Annotated in this window: 24 protein-coding genes; 14 read left to right on the forward strand and 10 right to left on the reverse strand. The window is 59.3% G+C overall.

Annotated features, from left to right (window positions below; translation table 11 throughout):
- Positions 1-86: 86 nt before the first annotated feature.
- The 4 genes from scpB to AOC04_RS12865 all read right to left on the reverse strand — a co-directional run bounded on the left by scpB (position 87) and on the right by AOC04_RS12865 (position 3,389).
- On the reverse strand, positions 87-1,043 hold the full coding sequence (scpB, locus tag AOC04_RS12850) for an SMC-Scp complex subunit ScpB (RefSeq protein WP_060693932.1): 957 nt from the start codon (positions 1,041-1,043) through the stop codon (positions 87-89).
- A gap of 12 nt (positions 1,044-1,055) precedes the next feature.
- Entirely contained in the window at positions 1,056-1,754 is a 699-nt protein-coding gene (locus tag AOC04_RS12855) for a segregation and condensation protein A (protein WP_167344890.1), read from the reverse strand.
- Positions 1,755-1,882: 128 nt separating this feature from the next.
- Entirely contained in the window at positions 1,883-2,512 is a 630-nt protein-coding gene (locus AOC04_RS12860) for an L-threonylcarbamoyladenylate synthase (RefSeq protein WP_060696949.1), read from the reverse strand.
- A gap of 13 nt (positions 2,513-2,525) precedes the next feature.
- Positions 2,526-3,389, reverse strand: coding sequence for a PHP domain-containing protein (locus tag AOC04_RS12865; protein ID WP_060693936.1), 864 nt, complete (start codon positions 3,387-3,389; stop codon positions 2,526-2,528).
- An 84-nt stretch (positions 3,390-3,473) separates the two neighbouring features.
- Between AOC04_RS12865 and AOC04_RS12870 the strand changes: the two genes are divergently transcribed.
- The 5 genes from AOC04_RS12870 (at position 3,474) to AOC04_RS12890 (ending at position 7,138) form a co-directional block, all read left to right on the forward strand.
- The gene (locus AOC04_RS12870) at positions 3,474-4,076 is read left to right on the forward strand and encodes a septation protein A (protein WP_060693937.1); all 603 of its coding nucleotides are present in this window, start codon (positions 3,474-3,476) and stop codon (positions 4,074-4,076) included.
- Between the two features lies 1 nt (position 4,077).
- Entirely contained in the window at positions 4,078-4,377 is a 300-nt protein-coding gene (locus AOC04_RS12875) for a YciI family protein (protein WP_060693939.1), read from the forward strand.
- 74 nt (positions 4,378-4,451) lie between these two features.
- Complete coding sequence (locus AOC04_RS12880) at positions 4,452-5,129, forward strand: response regulator transcription factor (RefSeq protein WP_060693941.1); 678 nt, start codon at positions 4,452-4,454, stop codon at positions 5,127-5,129.
- A gap of 167 nt (positions 5,130-5,296) precedes the next feature.
- Entirely contained in the window at positions 5,297-5,725 is a 429-nt protein-coding gene (locus tag AOC04_RS12885; RefSeq protein ID WP_060693943.1) for a Spy/CpxP family protein refolding chaperone, read from the forward strand.
- Between the two features lie 78 nt (positions 5,726-5,803).
- Positions 5,804-7,138: a sensor histidine kinase gene (locus AOC04_RS12890; protein WP_060693945.1), complete on the forward strand. Its 1,335-nt coding sequence runs from the start codon at positions 5,804-5,806 to the stop codon at positions 7,136-7,138.
- Between the two features lie 63 nt (positions 7,139-7,201).
- Here the strand turns inward: AOC04_RS12890 and AOC04_RS12895 are convergent, their stop codons facing one another.
- Positions 7,202-7,762: an NAD(P)H nitroreductase gene (locus tag AOC04_RS12895; RefSeq protein WP_060693947.1), complete on the reverse strand. Its 561-nt coding sequence runs from the start codon at positions 7,760-7,762 to the stop codon at positions 7,202-7,204.
- A 118-nt stretch (positions 7,763-7,880) separates the two neighbouring features.
- On the opposite strand from AOC04_RS12895, the gene AOC04_RS12900 reads away from it, so the two are divergent.
- From AOC04_RS12900 to AOC04_RS12910, 3 genes are all read left to right on the forward strand, one after another.
- Complete coding sequence (locus AOC04_RS12900; RefSeq protein WP_060693949.1) at positions 7,881-9,335, forward strand: TrkH family potassium uptake protein; 1,455 nt, start codon at positions 7,881-7,883, stop codon at positions 9,333-9,335.
- A gap of 91 nt (positions 9,336-9,426) precedes the next feature.
- Entirely contained in the window at positions 9,427-10,185 is a 759-nt protein-coding gene (locus tag AOC04_RS12905) for a helix-turn-helix transcriptional regulator (RefSeq protein ID WP_060693951.1), read from the forward strand.
- A gap of 77 nt (positions 10,186-10,262) precedes the next feature.
- Entirely contained in the window at positions 10,263-11,156 is an 894-nt protein-coding gene (locus AOC04_RS12910; RefSeq protein ID WP_060693953.1) for a DMT family transporter, read from the forward strand.
- On the opposite strand, the gene AOC04_RS12915 is transcribed toward AOC04_RS12910, so the two are convergent.
- A complete protein-coding gene (locus AOC04_RS12915) occupies positions 11,150-11,437 on the reverse strand; it encodes an Rdx family protein (RefSeq protein WP_060693954.1) in 288 nt (95 codons plus the stop codon). The genes AOC04_RS12910 and AOC04_RS12915 overlap by 7 nt on opposite strands.
- 69 nt (positions 11,438-11,506) lie before the next feature.
- Here AOC04_RS12915 and AOC04_RS12920 point away from each other — a divergent pair, with 69 nt between their 5' ends.
- Positions 11,507-13,690 (forward strand): patatin-like phospholipase family protein, encoded by a 2,184-nt coding sequence (locus AOC04_RS12920; RefSeq protein ID WP_060693956.1) that lies wholly within the window; start codon positions 11,507-11,509, stop codon positions 13,688-13,690.
- Positions 13,691-13,774: 84 nt separating this feature from the next.
- On the opposite strand, the gene AOC04_RS12925 is transcribed toward AOC04_RS12920, so the two are convergent.
- Both AOC04_RS12925 and recQ read right to left on the reverse strand, forming a co-directional pair.
- Positions 13,775-14,209 (reverse strand): MarR family transcriptional regulator, encoded by a 435-nt coding sequence (locus AOC04_RS12925; RefSeq protein WP_060693957.1) that lies wholly within the window; start codon positions 14,207-14,209, stop codon positions 13,775-13,777.
- 119 nt (positions 14,210-14,328) lie between these two features.
- A complete protein-coding gene (gene recQ, locus AOC04_RS12930; protein ID WP_060693959.1) occupies positions 14,329-16,458 on the reverse strand; it encodes a DNA helicase RecQ in 2,130 nt (709 codons plus the stop codon).
- Between the two features lie 272 nt (positions 16,459-16,730).
- Between recQ and AOC04_RS12935 the strand changes: the two genes are divergently transcribed.
- Entirely contained in the window at positions 16,731-17,321 is a 591-nt protein-coding gene (locus AOC04_RS12935) for a UPF0149 family protein (protein ID WP_060693961.1), read from the forward strand.
- 4 nt (positions 17,322-17,325) lie between these two features.
- Entirely contained in the window at positions 17,326-17,724 is a 399-nt protein-coding gene (locus AOC04_RS12940) for a YbaN family protein (protein WP_171970580.1), read from the forward strand.
- Positions 17,725-17,803: 79 nt separating this feature from the next.
- Here AOC04_RS12940 and AOC04_RS12945 read toward each other — a convergent pair whose 3' ends face one another.
- Both AOC04_RS12945 and AOC04_RS12950 read right to left on the reverse strand, forming a co-directional pair.
- The gene (locus tag AOC04_RS12945; RefSeq protein ID WP_060693962.1) at positions 17,804-18,412 is read right to left on the reverse strand and encodes a tRNA-uridine aminocarboxypropyltransferase; all 609 of its coding nucleotides are present in this window, start codon (positions 18,410-18,412) and stop codon (positions 17,804-17,806) included.
- Between the two features lie 16 nt (positions 18,413-18,428).
- The gene (locus AOC04_RS12950) at positions 18,429-19,322 is read right to left on the reverse strand and encodes a LysR family transcriptional regulator (protein ID WP_060693964.1); all 894 of its coding nucleotides are present in this window, start codon (positions 19,320-19,322) and stop codon (positions 18,429-18,431) included.
- A gap of 267 nt (positions 19,323-19,589) precedes the next feature.
- On the opposite strand from AOC04_RS12950, the gene speB reads away from it, so the two are divergent.
- Genes speB through AOC04_RS12965 form a run of 3 tightly spaced genes read left to right on the forward strand, consistent with a single transcriptional unit; the run spans position 19,590 to position 22,508 of the window.
- Positions 19,590-20,540: an agmatinase gene (gene speB / locus AOC04_RS12955; RefSeq protein ID WP_060693966.1), complete on the forward strand. Its 951-nt coding sequence runs from the start codon at positions 19,590-19,592 to the stop codon at positions 20,538-20,540.
- Positions 20,541-20,549: 9 nt separating this feature from the next.
- Positions 20,550-20,975, forward strand: coding sequence for a YybH family protein (locus AOC04_RS12960; RefSeq protein ID WP_060693968.1), 426 nt, complete (start codon positions 20,550-20,552; stop codon positions 20,973-20,975).
- Positions 20,976-20,996: 21 nt separating this feature from the next.
- Positions 20,997-22,508: a purine-cytosine permease family protein gene (locus AOC04_RS12965; protein WP_060693970.1), complete on the forward strand. Its 1,512-nt coding sequence runs from the start codon at positions 20,997-20,999 to the stop codon at positions 22,506-22,508.
- Positions 22,509-22,517 lie beyond the last annotated feature (9 nt).

Raw genomic sequence — 22,517 nt, forward strand, 5'->3', positions numbered from 1 at the left:
GATTGGCCCTGCAGGAGCGAGCTTGCTCGCGATCTTTTAAAAGATCAAAAGATCGCGAGCAAGCTCGCTCCTACAGGGGGGGGGCTTCAATCTTCCTGTTCGCGGCGCTCTTGTTCGATGGCTTCGGCCAGGGCCCGGGCCTCGAGTTCTTCGTCACTCAGGGTTGACCGCGCTTCCAGTGCCGCCACAGCAGCGCGCAACCGTTCACGTGCCAACTCGGCGGCGCTGAGCCTCGGCTCTGGCGTTAGCGCTGGCGCTGGCTCTGGCTCTGGCTCTGGCCGGGATTCAAGCACTTCAACTGCAACCTGGGTTTCTTCGACGGGAGCGCCGTCGCGAAGCAGGTCATCAAAATCAGTTTTAAGACCCTCCTCCATGGTGTCCAGTTCCACCAGCAAGGTGCGGAAGCTGGTCTCATCCTTGGGCTCCTCAGGCTCGGCGCTTTCGTCGGCCAGGGCCTGCAGATGTGCTGGCACCGGGGCGTCGTCAAAGTCGAGGATTGGGTCAGGCTCCAGTTCGCGCAGCTCCGCCAGGGGTGGCAAATCGTCCAGATTCCGCAGATTGAAGTGATCGAGAAAGCCCTTGGTGGTGGCGAACATGGCAGGCTTGCCCGGCACGTCACGATAGCCCACCACGCGGATCCATTCGCGTTCAAGCAAGGTTTTGACGATATGGCTGTTCACCGCCACGCCACGCACATCTTCAATTTCACCACGGGTGATCGGCTGGCGATAGGCAATCAGTGCCATGGTTTCGAGCATGGCCCGCGAATAGCGCTGGGGGCGCTCTTCCCATAGGCGTCCGACCCACGGCGAGAACTTTTCGCGAATCTGCAGGCGATAGCCAGACGCGACTTCCTTAAGCTCAAAAGCCCGTCCGTCGCAGGATTTTCGCAGTAACTCCAGGGCCTTCCTGAACACTGGCGGCTCTGGACGCTCGCCCTCTTCAAACAGTTCAAACAGTCGCTCAAGGCTTTGCGGCTTTCCCGAGGCCAACAAAAAGGCCTCGAGCAAGGGGGCCAGCTCGCGGGGTTCAGTCAAATTCATGGTTTCAGCTCTTTATTCGGCTCTCGCCCGCACATGGATTGCCGCAAAGGGTTCATTCTGTACCAACTCGACCAGCGACTCTTTTACCAGTTCAAGAATGGCCATAAAGGTTACAACCACACCCAGACGGCCTTCTTCGGCAGTAAACAGCTCGACAAAGGGTACAAAGCCGCCGCCCTTGAGGCGCTCCAGCACGTCGCTCATCCGCTCGCGGGTCGACAGGGCTTCCCGGCTGACCTGGTGGTTTTCAAACATGTCGGTGCGGCGCAACACTTCTGCCATCGACATCAGCAGCTCTTCAAGCGCCACATCGGGCACCCGCTTGCGCGCCCGTGCTTCGGGGGCATCGAGTTTTGGCACGATCACATCACGCCCTACCCGGCTCAAGCCATCCAGACCTTCAGCTGCCGCCTTGAACCGCTCGTACTGCTGCAAGCGACGGATCAGTTCGGCCCGTGGGTCGCCCTCATCTTCCTCGATCTCGGGCGAGCGCGGCAGGAGCATACGCGACTTGATTTCGGCCAGCATCGCAGCCATGACCAGGTATTCGGCAGCCAGTTCCAGGCGCACGGTTTTCATCAGTTCGACATAGCCCATGTACTGGCGGGTAATTTCCGCCACCGGGATATCGAGAATATTGATGTTCTGCTTGCGGATCAGGTACAGCAGCAGGTCAAGCGGACCTTCAAAGGCATCGAGAAATACCTCCAGCGCATCCGGCGGGATATACAGGTCCAGCGGCATTTCGATAACGGCCTGGCCATATACCATGGCAAACGGCAGTTCCTGCTGGGCACCGGCCTGAGCGTCAACGCCTTCTAGGGTTTCGACGTCAGACATCAGGCCTCGACCATAAACGGGGTTGGATCGCCGCAACCCACACGTACGACGTCGGGCTCGAGGTCGATCAGACTAATAACGGTCGACGCTTTGTTGCCGCCGAATCCGCCGTCGATGATCAGGTCGACCTGTTTCTCCAGGGCATCGCGAATTTCGTATGGATCTTCCATCGGCTCTTTTTCACCCGGCAAAATCAGGGTCACGCTCATCAATGGTTCGCCCAGCTCCTCAAGCAGCGCTAGGGCAATCGGGTGGCTGGGCACCCGCACCCCAATAGTCCGGCGCTTGGGGTGCAGCAGCAGCCGCGGCACGTCACGGGTGGCGTTCAGAATAAAGGTGTAGGGCCCCGGTGTATGGGCCTTGAGCAACCGGAAAACACCGGTTTCAACCTTGGCAAACAAACCCAGCTGCGACAGGTCGCAGCACATCAGGGTGAAGTTGTGTTTGTCGTCCAGATTACGCAGGCGCTTGATGCGCTCGATGGCGTGCTTGTCGCCCATCTGACAGCCAAGGGCATAGGACGAATCGGTGGGGTAAATCACGACCCCACCCTTTTTGATGATGTCTACGGCCTGTTTGATCAGCCGCGGTTGCGGGTTTTCCGGATGTATCTGGAAAAATTGGCTCACAGAGTTTCCCTGTTCAGACGTTGGCAGCGGGCTGGTCATATTTGAATCGACGCCATAATGGCGGCAAGTCTTCAGGAATCGGGCGATATTCGCCGATCTCCGACCAGCCTCCAGGGCCATGAAAATCACTGCCGGCGCTGACCAGCAGACCGAACTCACGCGCCAGGATCGCCAGGCTGCCAACTTGCTCTGCCGGCTGATGCCCGTTGACCACTTCAATCGCGTGACCCCCGGCTTGAATATAGTCGCCAATCAGGCGACGGCGCTTGCTGCGGGTAAAATCGTAGTGCGAGGGATGCGCCAGGCTCACCCAGGCACCGGCTGCACGCAAGGTGGCGACAGTGTCTTCAAGGGTCGGCCAGTGCAGTTTGACGTCGCCCAATTTGCCGGCACCCAGCCATTTGCGAAACGCCTCGGCACGATCCTTGACGAAGCCGGCCTGGACCAGAAAATCGGCAAAGTGCGGGCGGGCCGGGGCGTTACCGCTGTCACCCAGGGCCTGCTGTATGGCCCGCGCGCCCTCAAGCGCACCGGGCATGCCTTTGAGCTCAAGCTTGCGGCTGATCTCCTGGGCCCGCAGCCAGCGGCCATCATGGAGTTTGGCAATGGCCTCAACCAACGCCGGGGCATTGACATCAAAACCGTAGCCCAGCACATGAATCGTCGCCCCGCCCCAAGTGCACGACAGTTCAACGCCATTGATCAGCGTCATGTTCAGCGCCAGCGCCGCTTCACGGGCTTCATCGAGACCTTCAAGTGTGTCGTGATCGGTCAGGGCCAGGACTCGCACACCTTTCTCGAACGCACGCGCAACCAGTACCGCCGGCGCCAGGGCGCCATCAGAAGCTGTGCTATGGCAATGCAAGTCAATTTCCACGGGGATTTAATAACCTCTAGCTGACGCTTTCGCTGTCATTGATGTTTGTTATTATGCCGCTACATCCTGCTTCTGGCTGCCACTGTGAAACAATTCATCGACTTCATCCCGCTGTTACTGTTTTTCATCGTCTACAAAATCGAGCCACGTATCGTCGAAATCGCCGGGCACAGCCTGTCTGTGGGCGGTATCTACAGCGCTACGGCGATGCTCATCATCAGTTCACTGGTGGTGTACGGCATTCTGTTCATCAAGCAGCGCAAACTCGAAAAGAGCCAATGGCTGACCCTGATCGCCTGCCTGGTGTTTGGCAGCCTGACCCTGGCGTTCCACAGCGAAACATTCCTTAAATGGAAAGCGCCTGTAGTGAACTGGCTGTTTGCACTGGCTTTTGCCGGTAGCCACTTTATCGGCGACAAGCTGTTGATCAAACGCATCATGGGCCATGCACTGACCCTCCCCGATGCAGTGTGGACCCGCCTGAACCTGGCCTGGATCGGGTTCTTTCTGTTCTGCGGCGCAGCCAACCTGTTCGTTGCGTTCACCTATCAAAGCATCTGGGTCGACTTCAAAGTATTCGGCAGCCTGGGCATGACCTTGCTGTTCCTGGTAGCCCAGGGCATTTATCTGTCGCGCCACCTGCATGACACCGATGCTGCAACAACCCACTCAAAATCCGAGGACTGACATGCTCTACGCAATTATTGCTACCGACGTCGCCAACTCACTCGATGCCCGCCTGGCTGCACGCCCGGCCCACCTTGAACGCCTGACTCAACTCCAGGATGCAGGCCGCATCGTGCTGGCGGGGCCGCACCCGGCCATCGACAGCAATGATCCAGGCGCAGCCGGTTTTAGCGGCAGCCTGGTCGTGGCCCAATTCGACTCCCTTGGTGCTGCCCAGGCCTGGGCCGACGCTGATCCTTACGTCGCAGCCGGCGTTTACGCCAATGTGATCGTCAAGCCGTTCAAACAAGTACTGCCGTAACCCCTACGGCGCTTGCGGTATCTTCGCCAGTGACCGGCGTAAATGGCGTCGGCACTGGCTAAATCGAGTAAGTCATGAGCGACCTGTTACTGATAGATGATGACCAGGAGCTGTGCGAGCTTCTGAGCAGCTGGTTGAGCCAGGAAGGCTTCCAGGTCCGCGCTTGCCACGACGGTCTGAGCGCCCGCAAGGCGTTGAGTGAATCGAGCCCCGATGCCGTAGTGCTGGATGTGATGCTGCCCGACGGCAGCGGCCTGGAACTGCTCAAGCAACTGCGCCACGACCACCCCGAATTGCCGGTGCTGATGCTGTCAGCCCGCGGCGAACCTCTGGACCGTATTCTGGGGCTCGAACTGGGCGCCGATGACTACCTTGCCAAACCCTGCGACCCCCGCGAGCTGACAGCCCGTCTGCGGGCCGTACTGCGACGCAGCCACCCGACCGCGGTATCCACTCAGATGGAACTGGGAGACCTGTGCTTCAGCCCGATGCGCGGCGTGGCCACGATCGACCAGCACGACATTACCCTGACAGTGTCCGAAAGCCGTTTGCTTGAGGCCTTGTTGCGCCAGCCGGGAGAACCGCTGGACAAGCAGGAACTGGCGCAGATTGCCCTGGGCCGCAAACTGACCCTGTACGACCGCAGCCTGGACATGCATGTCAGCAACCTGCGTAAAAAGATCGGCCCCCACCCTGATGGCCGCCCGCGCATCGTTGCGTTGCGCAGCCGGGGTTACTTCTATAGCGCCTGAAGATGCACGTTTCTCTGTGGGTGCCAGCTTCCCCACAAGGCTGTTATGTAAACCCGCAGCAATACCCTCTTTACTTAAGCTTTACCCTCGACTGACAGCGGTTGACCTTGATCTCCCTAAACTAAGCACATCCGGATTCACCGGAACAGTAATGAAGGAGACACACCATGCGTAAGACTCTAATTGCTTTGATGTTTGCTGCTGCCCTGCCAACCGTCGCAATGGCCATGCCTGGTGGCGACGGCCCAATGGGTCCACGTCACGGCGCTGAGCACGGTCGCGGCGATGCCCCTTACAGCCAACTGGACCTGAGCCGCGAACAGCGCCAGCAGATCGGCAAGCTGATGGGCCAGCAAATGCATGACCGCAAGCAACTGGTCGAAAAGTATTTGGAAAAACTGCCGGCTGCCGATCAGCAAGCGTTTAAAGACGAGATGAAAGCCAAGCACGATAAAACCCAAAGCGAGATCCGGGCCGTGCTCAAGCCTGACCAGCAGAAGACCTTCGACGAGATGCAAAAGAAACGTGCCGAGCGTCAGGCAGAGTGGAAACAGTTCAAAGAGTGGAAAGCGCAACAGGCTCCAAAAGCGCAATAATTCGCGCACCCACCAAGCCCAACGGCCCCCGGTCGTTGGGCTTTGCTCGTTTTGATCAATTACTTGCGAGGAATTACCGTGCGATCACTGTTTTGGCGCATTCTCGCCAGCTTCTGGCTGGCGATTGCCTTGGTCGCAGGCCTGTCGATCCTGCTGGGGCACATGCTCAATCAGGACGCCTGGATTCTCAGCCGGCACCCCGGCATCGCCAATCTGGCGCAACAATGGACCGAGCGCTACGAAACCCAGGGCGCCGATTCCGCGCAAGAATTCCTCGAACAGCGCAAACGCCGCTATCACATTGACGTACAAGTGCTCAACGAGAGTGGCGACCCCGTGGTACGCGGTACGTTTCCGCGGCGGGCCGCCGCGTGGGAAGCGCGCCAGCACCCCGGTGAAGAACAACTGCCGTGGCGCCGCCTGACCGTCGAGTACACCAGCCCGAAAACCGCTGAAACCTACTTGCTGATTTATCGCATCCCCCATCCTGAACTGGATGCATGGCATCGCCAAAGTCTGATCTGGCCGCTCAGTGCGCTGGGAATTGCTCTGGTAGTCCTGACACTGTTCAGCTTGCTGGTCACCCTGTCGATCACCCGCCCGCTGAGCCGCCTGCGCGGGGCAGTGCATGACCTGGGGCAAACCACCTACCAGCAAAACAGCCTGGCGCGACTGGCTTCGCGCCGGGATGAGTTCGGCGTGCTGGCCACCGACTTCAACCGCATGGGCGCTCGCTTGCAAAGCCTGATTGGCAGTCAGCGTCAGTTACTGCGCGACGTGTCTCACGAATTGCGCTCGCCGCTGGCTCGTCTGCGCATCGCCCTGGCACTGGCAGAACGCGCCGGCCCAGAAGAACGCGAAAAACTCTGGCCGCGCCTGACCCGCGAGTGCGATCGCCTGGAGTCACTGATCAGCGAGATCCTGGCCCTGGCGCGGGTTGATGCCGACCAGGCAAGCGCCGAGCCTGTCGAGCTCAACGGGTTGCTCAAAGCAGTGCAAAAAGACGCCTCGCTGGCAGCTCCCGAACAAACAGTGCAGCTCAATGCACAACCCGGCTTAAGCCTTAGCGGCTGGCCGACGATGATCGAACGCGCCGTCGACAACCTGCTGCGCAATGCGCAACGCTTCAACCCGCCCGGGAGCCCGATTGAGCTCAAAGCCGCTCGCGAAGGTGAGCACATTAGCCTGAGTGTCCGCGATCATGGCCCAGGCGTACCTGAAGAGTACCTGGCACAACTGGGCGAGCCGTTCTTCCGGGCGCCCGGCCAGACGGCAGCCGGGCACGGCCTGGGGCTGGCCATTGCGCGTCGGGCGGCAGAACGTCACGGCGGCAGGCTGGTGCTGAACAATCATCCGCAGGGGGGATTTGTTGCCACGCTAGAGTTGCCACTGGAGCCCAACGGCACGCTTTAAACCGGCGAATAAATAGACTGCAGGAGCGAGCTTGCTCGCTCCAACGGGAAAACTACATCGTCGTTATACAGACCACGCTTGCACAAACTCAGCCGTATCCACTTTCGGTGCGGCGCGCAGTTCATTCTGCGGGGTGCCCAGGTACAGGAACGCAACCACCTGCTCACCCTCTGACAAGCCCAGCCCTTTGGCCACATGCGGTGCATATGACAACTCGCCGGTACGCCATACCGCACCGATACCCTGGGCGTAGGCCGCGAGCTCAATGGCATGGGCCGCGCAACCTGCGGTGATCAACTGCTCTGCCTTGGGCACTTTAAAGTGATCCTGCAGGCGGGCCACCACCACGACCACCAATGGCGCGCGCAATGGCATGGCCCGGGCTTTGTCCAATGCCGCTTGAGTCACCTCGCCCCCCTGGGCCTGTACGGCCCCGGCAAGGATTTCACCCAGCTGATGGCGTGCGTCGCCTTCAACCGTCAAAAACCGGTAAGGCCGCAACTGGCCATGATCCGGCGCACGCAAGGCCGCCGCAAACAGTACTTCACGTTGCTCAGCCGTGGGTGCGGGATCGAGCAGGCGCGGGGCAGAAACACGGTTGAGCAAAGCGTCGAGAGCCTCCATTGGCCACCTCCTGAAGAAAATGTGCAGCTATTCTAACGGTATCTACCCAAGGGCTGGCGGTTTACATACCCCGCCCCACAGGTAGAATGGCGCCCCTCTTTCATCCCGAGCTGACTTCATGGCGTTGCCGACCTTACGCATCATCGGTTTCATTATCGGCATCTTCCTGATTACGCTCGCGATCAGCATGGCCGTGCCGATGCTGACACTGGTGATTTTTGACCACATGGGCGATCTGCCGTCCTTTCTGTGGGCCAGCCTGATCACCTTTCTGGCCGGGTTGGCGCTGGTCATTCCCGGACGCCCGGAGCAAGTTCATCTGCGCCCCCGCGATATGTATCTGCTGACCGTGTCCAGCTGGGTGGTGGTGTGCATATTTGCCGCCCTGCCATTTTTGCTGACCCAGCACATCAGTTACACCGACTCGTTTTTCGAAAGCATGTCCGGCATCACTGCGACCGGTTCAACGGTGCTCAGCGGCCTGGACACTATGTCCCCGGGTATTTTGATGTGGCGCTCGATGCTGCACTGGCTCGGCGGCATCGGCTTTATCGGCATGGCGGTAGCGATCTTGCCGCTGTTGCGGATCGGCGGCATGCGCCTGTTCCAGACCGAATCGTCAGACCGCTCCGAAAAAGTCATGCCGCGTTCGCACATGGTGGCCCGCCTGATTGTGGCCACTTATGTGGGTATCACCATTCTGGGCAGCCTGGCCTTTTGGTGGGCCGGAATGAGCGTGTTCGATGCGATCAACCATGCCATGTCGGCCATTTCCACCGGCGGTTTTTCAACGTCTGACCAGTCGCTGGCCAAGTGGTCGCAACCTGCGGTGCACTGGGTTGCTATCGTGGTCATGATCATGGGCAGCCTGCCCTTTACCTTGTATGTCGCTACTTTGCGTGGCCATCGCAAGGCCCTGATCAAGGATCAGCAGGTGCAAGGCTTGCTCGGCCTGCTGCTGGTTACCTGGCTGGTGCTCAGCGCCTGGCTGTGGTGGACCACCAACATGCCGTGGTGGGATGCCTTTCGCCACGTAGCGCTGAACGTAACCTCGGTGGTCACGACCACAGGGTTTGCTCTGGGTGACTACAGCCTGTGGGGCAATTTCTCGCTGATGCTGTTTTTCTATCTCGGTTTCATTGGTGGCTGCTCGGGCTCAACCGCAGGCGGGATCAAGATTTTCCGCTTTCAGGTTGCCTACATCCTGCTCAAGGCCAACCTTAACCAACTGATCCACCCGCGCGCAGTGATCAAACAAAAATACAACGGCCACCGCCTCGACGAAGAAATCGTGCGCTCGATCCTGACGTTTTCGTTCTTCTTTGCCATCACCATTTGCGTGATTGCACTGGCCCTGTCGTTGCTGGGGCTGGACTGGATGACCGCCCTCACCGGCGCCGCCAGTACGGTATCCGGTGTAGGCCCGGGGCTGGGCGAAACCATCGGCCCGTCCGGCAACTTCGCCAGCCTGCCGGACGCGGCCAAGTGGATCCTGTCGCTGGGCATGTTGCTCGGGCGCCTGGAGATCATTACCGTGTTTGTACTGTGCATCCCGGCATTCTGGCGGCACTGAAAGATGAACCGGCATACCCTGTAGGAGCGAGCTGCTGGATACGCATGATAAGAGCTCGCTCCTACAGACAACTTACAGAGACCAGATCGCCATGGGCCAGATCCTGTCACTGCGTTACTACCGCCAAGACGTGATTGCCCATAGTCATGAGCACCCGCAGGTGGTGATCAGCCTGTCCGGGAAGCTTGATTTCGAGGTGGATGGCCGCGCCAGCCGACTGCACCGCCAACATCTGATGGTGATCCCGGCAGGCACCCATCACACCTGCGAAAGCGCGCAAGGCAGCCAATGCCTGGTGCTCGATGTGCCCGACCAGGGCTGGCTTGGCCAATCGCTCGGCCAGCACGCCGATGCCAGCCGCCGCCTGCTCGACAGCGCCGCACGCTTGTCCCTCGCCCCCAATCAACTGCAACTGGTGGACTGGCTCGCCACCAGCCCGGTCAGTGACCCGTTGATCGCACGTCAAGGCGCCATTCTGCTGCTGGCCAGCTTGAACACTCTGGCACCTGACCTGCCGCAGTCCAAAGGCCTGCCGTTCGCGGCACTGAATGCCTACATCGACCAACACGCGGCCTACGCGCTTCAGGTCGCAGATCTGGCACGGATCGCCGGTTTGTCCTGCGCGCGCCTGCACAGTCGCTTTGTCACTGAGTGCGGGCAGACGCCGATGGATTACATCCGCCAGCGCCGCTTGCACAGCGCACTGAACCTGCTGCGCCGCAGCACACTGGCAATTGGTGAAGTTGCCAGTCGTGTGGGCTATACCTCGCAAAGCGCTTTTGCTGCGGCCATGCTCCGCGAGTTCGGGGCCTCGCCTTCAGTGCTGCGGCGCGAGTCTGGCGACAACTGACGCCAGTCCCGCGACAGACAGACCTGCGCCCAGCGCTTTAGACTGCACGCCTTGCCTGTATCGATTTAAGGATTGCAATGACTCCGCGTACTGCCCTGGGCGCCCTGCATATTGGTGCATTGATGTTCGGCCTGACCGGCGTGCTTGGTAAGCTCGCCGCCGTATCGGCCCCGATTATCGTGTTCGGCCGGGCAGGTTTCGCTGTGCTTGCCCTCGCCTGCTTTGCCGGGCTGGCCAAAAACACCGTTTGGTACAAGCTGTCACTGCGTGATGTGCGCAATCTGCTACTCAGCGGCTTGCTGCTGGCCGGGCACTGGGTCAGTTTTTTCATCTCGGTAAAGATTTCCGGGGTAGCGATCGCAACGCTGGGCTTTGCCAGCTTTCCGGCATTTACCGTGATTCTCGAAGGGCTGCTCTTTCGCGAGCGGATCCGGCTAAACGAAATCATCCTGGTGCTATTGGTCAGCGCAGGACTGATCCTCGTCACCCCGACCTTTGATCTGGCCAGCCAGGCCACCGAAGGATTGCTCTGGGCGATTGCCTCGGGCCTGCTGTTTTCGCTGCTGTCACTCAACAACCGGGCCAATTCGGGACGCATACCTGCGGTGCAGGCGGCAATGTGGCAAAACGCTGTGGTTGCCCTGTGCCTGCTGCCCTTCGCTGGGCCCGGCCTGACTGATGTGCGGCCACTGGACTGGTTGTGGATCGGCCTGCTGGGTGTGTTCTGCACCGGCGTGGCCCATAGCTTGTTTGTCGCCAGCCTGGCAGTGATCAAGGCCCGGACCGCCGCCGTGGTCTTCGCTCTGGAACCGGTGTATGGCATCACCCTGGCCTGGGTGCTGTTTCACGAGACGCCGACCTTGCGCATGTTGCTGGGCGCAGTGCTGATTATCGTCGCCATTGTGGTGTCGAGCCGCATGGCCAGCGGGCCAGCACCGGGCAAGTCAGAACTGGGGGCGGGGGCTCACTGAACCCGGTCGTTGTGCCCAAGGTCGCGCTGCGGATCGATTTGATCGCGTACCCGTTGCTTGAGCACTTTGGCCTCAGGAAAACCGCCATCAGCCTTGCGCTCCCAGATCTGCACGCCGTCGCAGGTAATGCGGAATATCCCGCCGGTGCCCGGCTGCAGCGCAACCTGCGCCAGATCATCGGCAAATGTGCTGAGCAACTCCTGGGCCAGCCATGCCGCACGAAGCAACCACTGGCACTGCGTGCAATAGGCAATAACAATTTCCGGCTTGCTGTCTGACATGTTCTCGGACTCCTGAAGTAAAAGGCGCCGCTATAATAGCCGCCTTTGTCGCTTGCCCAGAGATTCATGATGCGCCGTCTGCTGAGTTGCCTGCTTCTGTGTTTATGCCCGCTGGTGCTGTTTGCCGCCGAAAAACCGCACCCCAAGATCGGTCTGGTGCTGTCCGGAGGGGCGGCCCGTGGCCTCGCCCACGTTGGCGTGCTCAAGGCGCTAGAAGAACAGGGCATTCACATCGATGCCATCGCAGGCACCAGCATGGGTGCAGTGATCGGCGGCCTGTATGCCTCGGGCTACAAGATCGACGAACTGGAAAAGCTTGCACTGGGGATCGACTGGCAAGAGGCCCTGTCCGATGCACCGGCCCGGGAAGACATCCCGTTCAGGCGCAAGCAGGATGACCGCGATTTCCTGGTCAAACAGAAACTCAGCTTTCGCGACGATGGCAGCCTTGGGCTGCCATTAGGCGTGATTCAGGGGCAAAACCTGTCGCTGCTGCTCGAAAGCCTGCTGGCCCACAGCAGCGACGTCCGTGATTTCGACAAACTGCCAATCCCCTTCCGGGCTGTCGCTACCGACATCGTCAATGGCGAGAAAGTGGTATTTCGCAAAGGTCACTTGCCTCAGGTGATCCGCGCCAGCATGTCGATTCCGGCCGTGTTTGCCCCCGTAGAAATTAACGGTCAACTGCTGGTCGACGGCGGCATGGTCGATAACATCCCGGTGGACGTGGCCCGCGAAATGGGGGTGGACATGGTCATTGTGGTGGATATCGGCACCCCGTTGCGCGGTCGCAAACAGCTCAACACCGTGTTCGACATCCTCAACCAGTCCATCACCCTGATGACCCGCAGCAACTCCGAGGTGCAGCTTGCATCCCTGACGCCGGACGACATTCTCATTCAACCCGCGCTGGCCAGTTTTGGCGTGACCGATTTTGGTCGCTCGCAAGACATCATCAATGCAGGCTATCGCGCCACACAGATCCTCGAAAAACGCCTGGCCAGCTTGCGCCAGCCGGTAGACCAGCAACTCGATGCCGCCCGCTCACCTGAAGAGCGCACCCCGGTGATTACTGCGATCAAGATTGAGAATGACTCGAAAATAGATGACTCGGTGATTCGCTATTACATTCGCCAGCCGGTGGGTGAACCGCTGGATCTGGGCCGTCTGCAACGGGACATGGGCACGCTGTACGGCCTGGACTATTTCGAACAGGTGCAATACCGCGTGGTGCACAAAGGCCACGACCGCACGCTGGTGATCAGTGCCCGAGGCAAACGCAGCGGCACGGATTACCTGCGGTTGGGGCTCAACCTTTCGGATGATATGCGCGGCGACAGCGCGTTCAACATCGGTGCCAGCTATCGGGTCAACGGCATCAACCGGCTGGGTGCCGAGTGGCTGACGCGGGTACAAATCGGCGATCAGCAAGAGTTGTACAGCGAGTTCTATCAGCCACTGGATGCCGGCTCACGATACTTTTTGGCGCCGTATATCAACGCCCAGTCGCAGAACGTGGAGTCGATCCTCGATAACGATCCAATCGCCGAATATCGCCTTGAACGCTATGGTTTTGGCTTGAATTTTGGTCGTCAGATCGGCAATAGCGGTGAGATTCGTCTTGGCGTTGGCGAGGCCTGGGGCGAAGCCAATGTGCGAATTGGCGAACGCGACTTGCCGAGCACCAGCTTCAATGAAGGCTTTTATGACCTGAAATACTCGTTCGATTCGCTGGATAACGTGTACTTCCCCCATGAAGGTGAGGACATCAGCCTGAGCGTGCGCCAATTTGAGCCGGGGATTGGTTCGGATGAGCGTTATCGCCAGTGGGAGTTTCATCTGGACAAGGCGTTGAGCTCCGGGCCGAACACCTGGATTCTGGGCGGGCGCTACGGCCGCACGCTGGACAAGGCCAACGTGGTGACATCGAGCTTCTTGCTGGGTGGTGCACGACAGTTGTCGGGCTTCAGGGAAGATGCGATTTCGGGGCAAAACGTCAGTCTGATGCGCGCGGTTTACTACCGCCGCCTCACTCCACGCTCGTACTTGCCGTTTGATTTCCCGCTGTATGCCGGCGCATCACTGGAACGCGGGCGGGCCTGGAACAACGACAATGAATTCGACAGCGGCTACATCAATGCTGCGAGTATTTTCATCGGCTTCGACACACCGCTGGGCCCGCTGAACTTCAGCTATGGCTTTAACGATGATGATCAAAAGGCGCTGTATCTGAATCTGGGCCAGACGTTCTAAATGTCTGAGTACTAATCCTGTAGGAGCGAGCTTGCTCGCGAGCCTCTAGAGCTCGCGAGCAAGCTCGCTCCTACAGGGTGGTGATCATTGTTTTTCGAGGTTATCCAGGATGCGCTGGTGCACTCGCATGCAGATGCGCTGCTCTTCTTCGTCAACGCCTACAAACAGTTCCTGACGCAACGCAGTGGCAATGGCTTCGATCTGTGCGATCAACGGCCGGGCGGTATCACTCAATACGATCTTTTTGGCTCGCCGGTCTTCCGCGACTGCGTGACGCTGCACCAGCCCTTGGGCTTCAAGGCTATCAAGCAAGCGGGCCAGGGTCGGACCTTCAACTCCGACGCTCTGGGCCAGCTCGCGCTGGGTTGGCACGCCTTCAAAACGTGCCAGGTGCAGCAGTACCAGCCAGCGCGCTTGCGATAAACCAAGGCCTGCAAGTCGACGATCCAGCTCGGCACGCCAGCCACGGGACATTTGGGCCAACTGCATGCCGAAACGGTGTTGATCGGTTAAAGGCATAAAAAACTCAATGGTTAGACTGAAAAATAGTGAAATTGATTGTTAGCCAGCTAAGCATGACGTTTGCTCATAGGCAAGGCCTGTATGTCAATCAATTCGTTTCATATCAATAACCAGCGCTACATTTCGAACTCGGCTTGCAGTGCTGCCCGCACGCAATACAGTACGCCTTCAGGTACCCGGCCTTTAAATTGTTCGGCAATACTGGCCACGCTCGGCAGCTCGCCCTCTCCATCCAGGAACGCGTCCTGCACTTCGCCCAACAAGTCCTCGGGCAAGTCCAGAGCTTGCTCCAGGGACAACTCTTGACGACCGATCGCTTCAGCCAGCATGGTGTACACGTTCTTTTCAGAACACTGCAACTGCCCGGAAATCTGCAGCGGGGTCATACCGGCACGGGCCAGGCTGATCAGCTCGTGGCGGATATCGGCCACCACTTTCGGGGTTTCGACCTGCCCGCCCAGGACCTCGAGGAAAGCCTCGCCGTAGCGCTCCAGCTTGCGCGCACCCACGCCACTGACCGTTGCCATCTCGGACAACGAGGTGGGCTGGCTGCGCAACATTTCGAGCAGGGTCGAGTCGGGGAAGATGACGTAAGGCGGCACGCCGTGCTCTTCGGCCAGTTTGCGGCGCAAGGCACGCAGGGCTTCCCACTGCTCGCGCTCTTCGCCACGGACCAATTGGCTGGCCGGGCTGGCAGAGCTGCTTTTGACCGTGGTTTGCGGCTTGAGCTCGCGCCGCAGTTCCAGCGTCACTTCGCCACGCAGCAACGGCCGGCAACTGTCGCTTAAGCGCAAGCCGCCGTAGCCTTCGATATCAATATCGGCCAGACCACGCGCCACCAATTGACGGAACAATGTGCGCCACTCACCTTCAGCCCGGGCTTTGCCCACACCGAATACAGATAAATGCTGATGCCCCATGCTGCGGATTTTTTCGTTTTCCCGGCCTAGCAACACATCGATCAAGTGACCGGTGCCATAGCGCTGGCCTGTGCGATAAATCGCCGACAACGCCTGGCGCGCTGGCTCGGTGGCATCCCAGGTTTGCACGCCATCCACACAGTTGTCGCAATGCCCACAGGGTTGCGGCATGTCTTCGTCAAAATACGCGAGCAACGTCTGACGACGGCAGCGGGTCTCTTCACACAAAGACAGCATGGCATCCAGCTTGTGGTGCTCCAGGCGTTTGTGCCGCTCGTCTCCCTCGGAGTTTTGCAGCATTTGCTTGAGCATCACCACGTCTTGCAGGCCGTAGGCCATCCACGCATCGGCCGGCAAGCCATCACGCCCTGCCCGGCCGGTTTCCTGGTAATAAGCCTCAAGGGACTTGGGCAAATCCAGATGCGCGACAAACCGCACGTTGGATTTATCAATGCCCATGCCGAATGCGATGGTCGCCACCATGATCAGCCCTTCCTCATTGAGGAAGCGTTTCTGGTTGGCCGCACGCGTTTCACTCGCCAGGCCGGCGTGATACGGCAATGCCGGGAAGCCCTGAGCACACAGGAACTGCGCCACTTCATCGACTTTTTTGCGCGACAGGCAATAGACGATGCCAGCGTCGCTGCGACGCTCGGAAAGGAAGGCCAGCAACTGCTTGCGCGGCTGTTCCTTGGGCACGATGCGGTAAAAAATGTTCGGCCGGTCGAAGCTCGACAAAAAACGCTCGGCGTTCTGCAAGTGCAGGCGGGTGACGATTTCTTCGCGGGTACGCTTGTCTGCCGTGGCCGTCAGGGCAATCCGCGGCACATTAGGGAATACTTCGGCCAGCTGGCCCAGTTGCAGGTATTCGGGGCGGAAGTCGTGGCCCCACTGGGATACGCAATGCGCTTCGTCGATCGCGAACAGTGCGATATCCAGGCTCTGCAAAAAAGCCATCATGCGTGGCTGTACCAGGCGTTCAGGTGCCAGGTACAGCATTTTGATTTCGCCGCGCTTGATCCGGTTCGCCAGGTCGCGCTGTTGCTCGGCACTGAGCGTTGAGTTCAAGGCCGCAGCCGCCACCCCAAGCTCTTCAAGGGTTGCTACCTGATCGTCCATCAACGCGATTAAGGGCGAGACCACCACGGCCAGGCCATCGCGCAGCAGTGCAGGCACCTGGAAGCACAAGGACTTGCCGCCGCCGGTAGGCATCAGGACCAAAGCGTCGCCACCACTGGCCACGCGCTCAATAATCTCACCCTGACGACCACGGAAACTGTCGTAGCCGAAGATGTCTTTGAGTACGCGTTGAGCCTGTTCGAGCATAAAAACTCCAGAAATCGCCGAAACACCCCTGCACAAGCGGTATCCGGCGCGGCCTCAAGCTCGTTCGAAAGCTCGGGCGCAGGGCGCTGGACCCGCTGCATTCACTGCAGGGCATCACAAAACGCGGCAGTATACCCGAGCACTCTCCCCCGCAGGGCGCTGTGATTGCATGACCGATCACCGGGAAGTGAGGCCAAATGTGCCCTGCGACTGGCTTGGGCGCTCAAGAAAGCCTAGAATTCGTTATTGTTTATTTTCTAGGTAGTCCTTCAATGTCCTTCGCTGAGCAACTAACCCGCCTGCAAGTCTTCCTCGACGCCGACGAGCTGCATGACGAGGCGCTGGACTACGTGGCCACCCACGGTTTTCTGACAGCCCTTTCCATCTGCTCTGAAGCAGTACCTGAGCGTGAATGGATTGATGCCATCTTCTCGGAAGAGGCGCCTCACTACAAAGACGACGCCCAGCGTGCAGAGATCGAAGCCACTCTGATTCAACTCAAGGCCCACATCGCTCGCCAACTGGCTTCCGACGAAGAATTCGAACTGCCTTGCGATCTGGATCTGGGCGATGACCCGGATGATTCCGATCTGCGTGGCTGGTGTATCGGCTTCATGGAAGGCGTGTTTACCCGCGAATCTGCGTGGTTCGAAACCGCCGAAGAAGAAGTCAGTGAAATGCTGCTGCCGATCATGGTCGGTTCCGGCCTGTTTGATGATCAGCCAGAATTTGCAGACATCGCCCAGGACGCCAACCTGATGGACGACATGATCGTTCAGATCCCGGAAGCACTGACCGCTCTGTACCTGTTGTGCAACGCGCCAGACGAAAAGCCGGCGATCCTCAAGCCTCGCCACCACTGATAAAGTGATTCAGCCCCCTGCCAGCAACCGTTCGCGGTTGCTGCGCTACGCACTGTTTGCCATCGGCTGGCTGAGCGTAGCGCTGGGAGTTATTGGTATCTTCCTGCCGGTGTTACCCACCACCCCCTTCCTGTTATTGGCTGCCGCTTGCTTTGCGCGTAGCTCACCGCGTTTTTATCAATGGCTGGTCGAGCACCCGAGGCTCGGGCCATGGATCCGCGACTATCTTGATGGCAACGGCATACCGCTCAAGGGCAAGGTCTACGCCATTGGCCTGATGTGGCTGAGTATTGGCCTGTCCTGCTACCTGGTGCCGCTGCCTTGGGCCCGGGGCTTCATGTTGACCAGCGCCGTGCTGGTGAGCATTTACATCCTGCGCCAGAAAACCCTCGAAAAACCCTGAGACACATCCAACACCTGTAGGAGCGAGCTTGCTCGCGAGCTATTGCCGTTTTGACAGAACAGATCGCGCCTACAGTTTTTTATACGGTTTTATCGCCGTGGTTGCGCTGGTAGGTATCCGCGCCCATCGCCTCGATCTGGCCTTCAATCAGTGCTTCGAACGGGCGCAGTAAAGGCGCAAAAGAGGTCGGCGCCTCCAGGATCTCCAACGCTTGCACGATCGCTTCCAGAGTCGACAACGCCCCCGGGCCGGGCGCCTTGCGCAACCGGTAGCGCGACACAGCGCCTTCAGGCAGCGTGGCCCTGGGCAACTGCGCCAGCAGCGGGTTCAGATGCAGCAGCTTGCGCGCCTTGCGCCACGTACCGTCCGGAACCACCAGCAGCCATGGCAGGCTTTCGTCAGATGGTTCGCCAGTGTCGATCAGTTGTGCGTCTTCTCCCGGGAACAACAACCGCGCCTGATACCCCGGAGGATTGAGCAAAGTGGCCAAATCCTCAAAGACCTCCCCCACCCGCAGCTCAGCGTTAAGCAGACCAAGATCCGCCAAGCGCGCAGTATTGAGCGCATGGCCGACCTCGCTCGGATGCTGTAACAGCAACACCCGGGTGCGACTGTCCAGCTGCGGGATCAAGGCGCACAGGCAATGGGTTTGCGGGCGCAGGCAGCGAGAGCATTGGGCTCGGGACATGACAGTTAAATCTCGTTCAAGGTTGATTAAGCTGGGCTTTGAGCAGGTCGCGGAATGTTTGAATCAACGGCTCGCGACTGCGACCACGGCGCACGATCATCGAGAATGGCGCCTGATAACCAAAGGTCGCCGGCAACAGCACGCGCAAATCCCCCTTCTCCACCCAAGGCTCGGCGTAGTGCTCCGGCAAATAGCCAATGTAGGCGCCCGATAACACCAGAATCAGCTGCGCCTCCATGCTGTCGACTGTCGCTGCACTGTGCTTGAAGCCATGACGTGCCAGCTCGGCCTGGCTCCAGTAACCGCGTCCGACCATGCGCTGCTGAGTGATCACCGGCTCCGGAATACGTCGCTCAGTAAACAAGGGATGCCGCGTGCTGCAATACAGCCAGTGCTGCTCGCGATACAGCGGCTGATAGACCAGACCGCTCATGCGCGTAGAGAACGCCCCGATGGCCAGATCCAGACGATTGTCCTGCACGCCGAGCTGTAATTCATACGGGCTCATCACGGACAGGTGCAAATGCACCGCCGGGTGTTCCTGGCTGTAGTCACCAATTGCCTGGGCAAAAGGCAGCGCTTTATCACTGACTGTGGAATCAATCACGCCCAGATTCAGGGTGCCGCGCAACTCGCCCTTGAGCGCTGCGGCATATTGCTCAAACCCCTCCAGTTCACCCAGCAGGCGCAATGTTTCCTGATGAAACAACTCGCCCTTGCTGGTGAGGCTGAACCCGCCCCGGCCGCGATGGCACAGCACCAGCCCCAGATTGGATTCGAGCTGGCTCATGTAAGTACTGATGGCCGAGGTCGACAGGTTGAGTGCCTGCTGGGCATTGGCAAACCCCTGGTGCCTGACCACGCTGGTAAAAATTCGTAATAGTTTTAGATCAGGTAAAGCGCTGGCCATAAAGACTCACATGATTAGGCGGAACAAAAAACACATTCAACCTGAGGAAGCTGGCGTGCCAGCGCCTCAACCCGGGCTCTCGTGTACACCAGATTGCAAGCCAGGCCCCACATCGGCCCGGCAGGATTCACGCGGCAAATTCTACCCCGAGCCCCAGCATTAGTTTAGAAAAACATGAACTAAGTATTTGCCCCTAGGGATTCTTTCAGCCCCCCTCCTTTCGCAGAATCGGCCGCCATACCCATAACAAACAACGAGGCCTCTGCCGTGGACAAAATTCTTCATCAACCACTGGGCGGCAACGAAATGCCGCGCTTTGGCGGCATAGCCACCATGTTGCGCCTGCCCCACCTGGAGTCGGCCAAAGGGCTGGACGTCGCATTTATCGGCGTACCACTGGATATCGGCACCTCGCTGCGCCCCGGCACCCGTTTCGGACCTCGCGAAATCCGCGCTGAATCGGTAATGATCCGCCCCTACAACATGGCTACCGGCGCCGCACCGTTCGACTCGCTATCGGTGGCTGATATCGGTGATGTGGCAATCAACACCTTCAACTTGCTGGATTCGGTGCGCATCATCGAAGAAGCATACGACGACATCCTTGAGCACGATGTCATCCCCCTGACCATGGGCGGCGATCACACCATCACCCTGCCTATCCTGCGGGCCATTCATAAAAAGCACGGCAAGGTAGGCCTGGTCCACATCGACGCCCACGCCGACGTGAACGACCACATGTTCGGCGAGAAAATCGCCCACGGCACCACCTTCCGCCGCGCCGTGGAAGAAGGTCTGCTGGACTGTGACCGCGTGGTACAGATCGGCCTGCGGGCACAGGGTTACACCGCAGAAGACTTCAACTGGTGCCGCACCCAGGGCTTTCGCGTAGTACAGGCCGAAGAATGCTGGCACAAGTCGCTGGCCCCCCTGATGGCCGAAGTCCGGGAAAAAGTCGGCAACGGTCCGGTGTACCTCAGCTTTGACATCGATGGTATCGACCCTGCCTGGGCACCCGGCACCGGCACCCCGGAAATCGGCGGTCTGACCACTATTCAGGCAATTGAGATCATTCGCGGCTGCCAGGGCCTCGACCTGGTTGGCGGTGATCTGGTAGAAGTCTCGCCGCCTTACGACACCACCGGCAATACCTCGCTCCTGGGCGCCAACCTGCTCTACGAAATGCTCTGCGTACTTCCCGGCGTTGTGCACCGCTGAGACTTGACCATGAGCGAACGTGATGAGGTTTTGCGTGCCGCGGCAAATCTGGTGTCGGCATTCGCGCGTAATGATCGTGAAGCCTATTTCGGCGCGTTCAGCACCGACGCCAGCTTTGTGTTTTATACCTTGCCCCGCCCCCTGCTGACTCGCGACGCCTATCAGGCCTTGTGGGACAGCTGGCGCCGGGAGGAAGGATTCGAGGTGCTCTCATGCATCTCGAGCAACGCCTTTGTCAGCCTGCAAGGTGACGTGGCGGTGTTTGTGCATGACGTGGCCACCGAGCTGCGCATGCAAGGGGAGCAATTTTTTAGCCAGGAACGCGAGACCATCGTCTTCAAGAGACAGGGATCTCGCACACAAGAACAACAAGGCCTGTGGCTGGCCTGTCATGAACATTTATCCGCTATGCCGGAAGGGCTGCCGCCCCCTTAGCCAATGTGACCGGAACTGATCATGAATAATAAAAACAAGCAGAATAATGTGCGTCAAATAGAAACCCACGGCGTCGAACAGATTCCGGACAATGAACGCAGCGCCAGGCCCGGCGATTTGTTTCGCTTGATCTTCGGCGGCGCCAACACCTTTGCCACCGCCGTGCTTGGCAGTTTCCCCGTGCTGTTCGGTTTGTCGTTTCAGGCAGGCGCCTGGGCAATTGTGCTCGGCGTATTGCTGGGTTCGCTGATTCTGGCGCCCATGGGCTTGTTCGGCCCGCTCAATGGCACCAGCAATGCTGTGTCTTCCGGTGCGCATTTCGGTGTGCACGGGCGGATTGTCGGCTCGTTCCTGTCCCTGCTGACGGCCATTGCCTTCTTCTCATTGTCAGTGTGGAGCTCCGGGGATGCGTTGATCGGCGGCGCCAAACGCATGATCGGCATTCCGGAAACCGACCTTAGCCTGGGCCTGGCCTACGGTGTGTTCGCGGTGCTGGTGCTGACGGTATGCATCTACGGCTTTCGCTTTATGTTGTGGGTCAACCGCATTGCAGTGTGGGCGGCCAGCCTGTTGTTCCTGCTGGGCGTCTTCGCTTTTGCCCCGGCATTCGACAGCCAGTTCGCCGGCAGTATCGCGCTCGGCCAGAGCGGTTTTTGGGCAGCCTTTATCGGCGCCGCGCTGGTGGCCATGAGCAACCCGATTTCCTTCGGTGCATTCCTCGGAGACTGGTCACGCTACATCCCTCGCACCACACCCAAGCGTCGCATCATGCTGGCGGTGATTGCCGCGCAGATTGCTACCCTGATCCCGTTTCTGTTTGGCCTGGCCACGGCAACCATTGTGGCGAGCAAAGCGCCGGACTATATCGCCGCCAACAATTATGTCGGCGGCCTGCTGGCCGTTTCTCCAAGCTGGTTTTTCCTGCCAGTGTGCCTGATCGCGCTGATCGGCGGCATGTCGACCGGAACTACTTCGCTGTATGGCACCGGCCTGGACCTGTCCAGCGTGTTCCCACGAGTGCTGTCACGGGTAAAAGCGACATTGCTGATCGGCGTGATGTCGATTGCCTTCATCTTTATCGGACGCTTCGCTGCCAACCTGGTGCAAAGCGTATCGACCTTTGCCGTGCTGATCATCACCTGCACCACCCCGTGGATGGTGATCATGATCATAGGCCTGATCAAACGTCGCGGCTTCTATTGCCCGGATGACTTGCAAGTGTTCACCCGCTCAGAAAGCGGGGGCCGCTACTGGTTCACCCATGGCTGGAACTGGCGCGGTCTGGGCGCCTGGATTCCCAGTGCGCTGGTGGGCTTGTGCTTCGTCAACCTGCCGGGCCAGTTCGTCGGACCGCTGGGCAATCTGGCCGAAGGCATTGATATCAGCCTGCCGGTAACCCTGGGCCTTGCGTCGCTGGTGTACCTGGCCCTGCTCAGCCTCTTCCCCGAACCGTCTTGCGTGTTCGGCCCCCTCAATCCACGCAGCACCCCAAAGACAGCAGCCGTAAAAGCGGCGATGCCACAAATCGCCTGACAGCCTCAT

Origin of the sequence: Pseudomonas versuta (assembly GCF_001294575.1) — a bacterium.
GTDB classification, from domain to species: Bacteria; Pseudomonadota; Gammaproteobacteria; order Pseudomonadales; family Pseudomonadaceae; genus Aquipseudomonas; species Aquipseudomonas versuta.

What these genes read in the sequence shown, in the direction of transcription:
- scpB (WP_060693932.1), bottom strand. Translation starts at nt 1,043, where the DNA reads ATGAATTTGACTGAACCCCGCGAGCTGGCCCCCTTGCTCGAGGCCTTT.
- AOC04_RS12875 (WP_060693939.1), top strand. Translation starts at nt 4,078, where the DNA reads ATGCTCTACGCAATTATTGCTACCGACGTCGCCAACTCACTCGATGCC.
- AOC04_RS12880 (WP_060693941.1), top strand. Translation starts at nt 4,452, where the DNA reads ATGAGCGACCTGTTACTGATAGATGATGACCAGGAGCTGTGCGAGCTT.
- AOC04_RS12885 (WP_060693943.1), top strand. Translation starts at nt 5,297, where the DNA reads ATGCGTAAGACTCTAATTGCTTTGATGTTTGCTGCTGCCCTGCCAACC.
- AOC04_RS12895 (WP_060693947.1), bottom strand. Translation starts at nt 7,762, where the DNA reads ATGGAGGCTCTCGACGCTTTGCTCAACCGTGTTTCTGCCCCGCGCCTG.
- AOC04_RS12900 (WP_060693949.1), top strand. Translation starts at nt 7,881, where the DNA reads ATGGCGTTGCCGACCTTACGCATCATCGGTTTCATTATCGGCATCTTC.
- AOC04_RS12905 (WP_060693951.1), top strand. Translation starts at nt 9,427, where the DNA reads ATGGGCCAGATCCTGTCACTGCGTTACTACCGCCAAGACGTGATTGCC.
- AOC04_RS12910 (WP_060693953.1), top strand. Translation starts at nt 10,263, where the DNA reads ATGACTCCGCGTACTGCCCTGGGCGCCCTGCATATTGGTGCATTGATG.
- AOC04_RS12915 (WP_060693954.1), bottom strand. Translation starts at nt 11,437, where the DNA reads ATGTCAGACAGCAAGCCGGAAATTGTTATTGCCTATTGCACGCAGTGC.
- AOC04_RS12920 (WP_060693956.1), top strand. Translation starts at nt 11,507, where the DNA reads ATGCGCCGTCTGCTGAGTTGCCTGCTTCTGTGTTTATGCCCGCTGGTG.
- AOC04_RS12925 (WP_060693957.1), bottom strand. Translation starts at nt 14,209, where the DNA reads ATGCCTTTAACCGATCAACACCGTTTCGGCATGCAGTTGGCCCAAATG.
- recQ (WP_060693959.1), bottom strand. Translation starts at nt 16,458, where the DNA reads ATGCTCGAACAGGCTCAACGCGTACTCAAAGACATCTTCGGCTACGAC.
- AOC04_RS12935 (WP_060693961.1), top strand. Translation starts at nt 16,731, where the DNA reads ATGTCCTTCGCTGAGCAACTAACCCGCCTGCAAGTCTTCCTCGACGCC.
- AOC04_RS12945 (WP_060693962.1), bottom strand. Translation starts at nt 18,412, where the DNA reads ATGTCCCGAGCCCAATGCTCTCGCTGCCTGCGCCCGCAAACCCATTGC.
- AOC04_RS12950 (WP_060693964.1), bottom strand. Translation starts at nt 19,322, where the DNA reads ATGGCCAGCGCTTTACCTGATCTAAAACTATTACGAATTTTTACCAGC.
- AOC04_RS12960 (WP_060693968.1), top strand. Translation starts at nt 20,550, where the DNA reads ATGAGCGAACGTGATGAGGTTTTGCGTGCCGCGGCAAATCTGGTGTCG.
- AOC04_RS12965 (WP_060693970.1), top strand. Translation starts at nt 20,997, where the DNA reads ATGAATAATAAAAACAAGCAGAATAATGTGCGTCAAATAGAAACCCAC.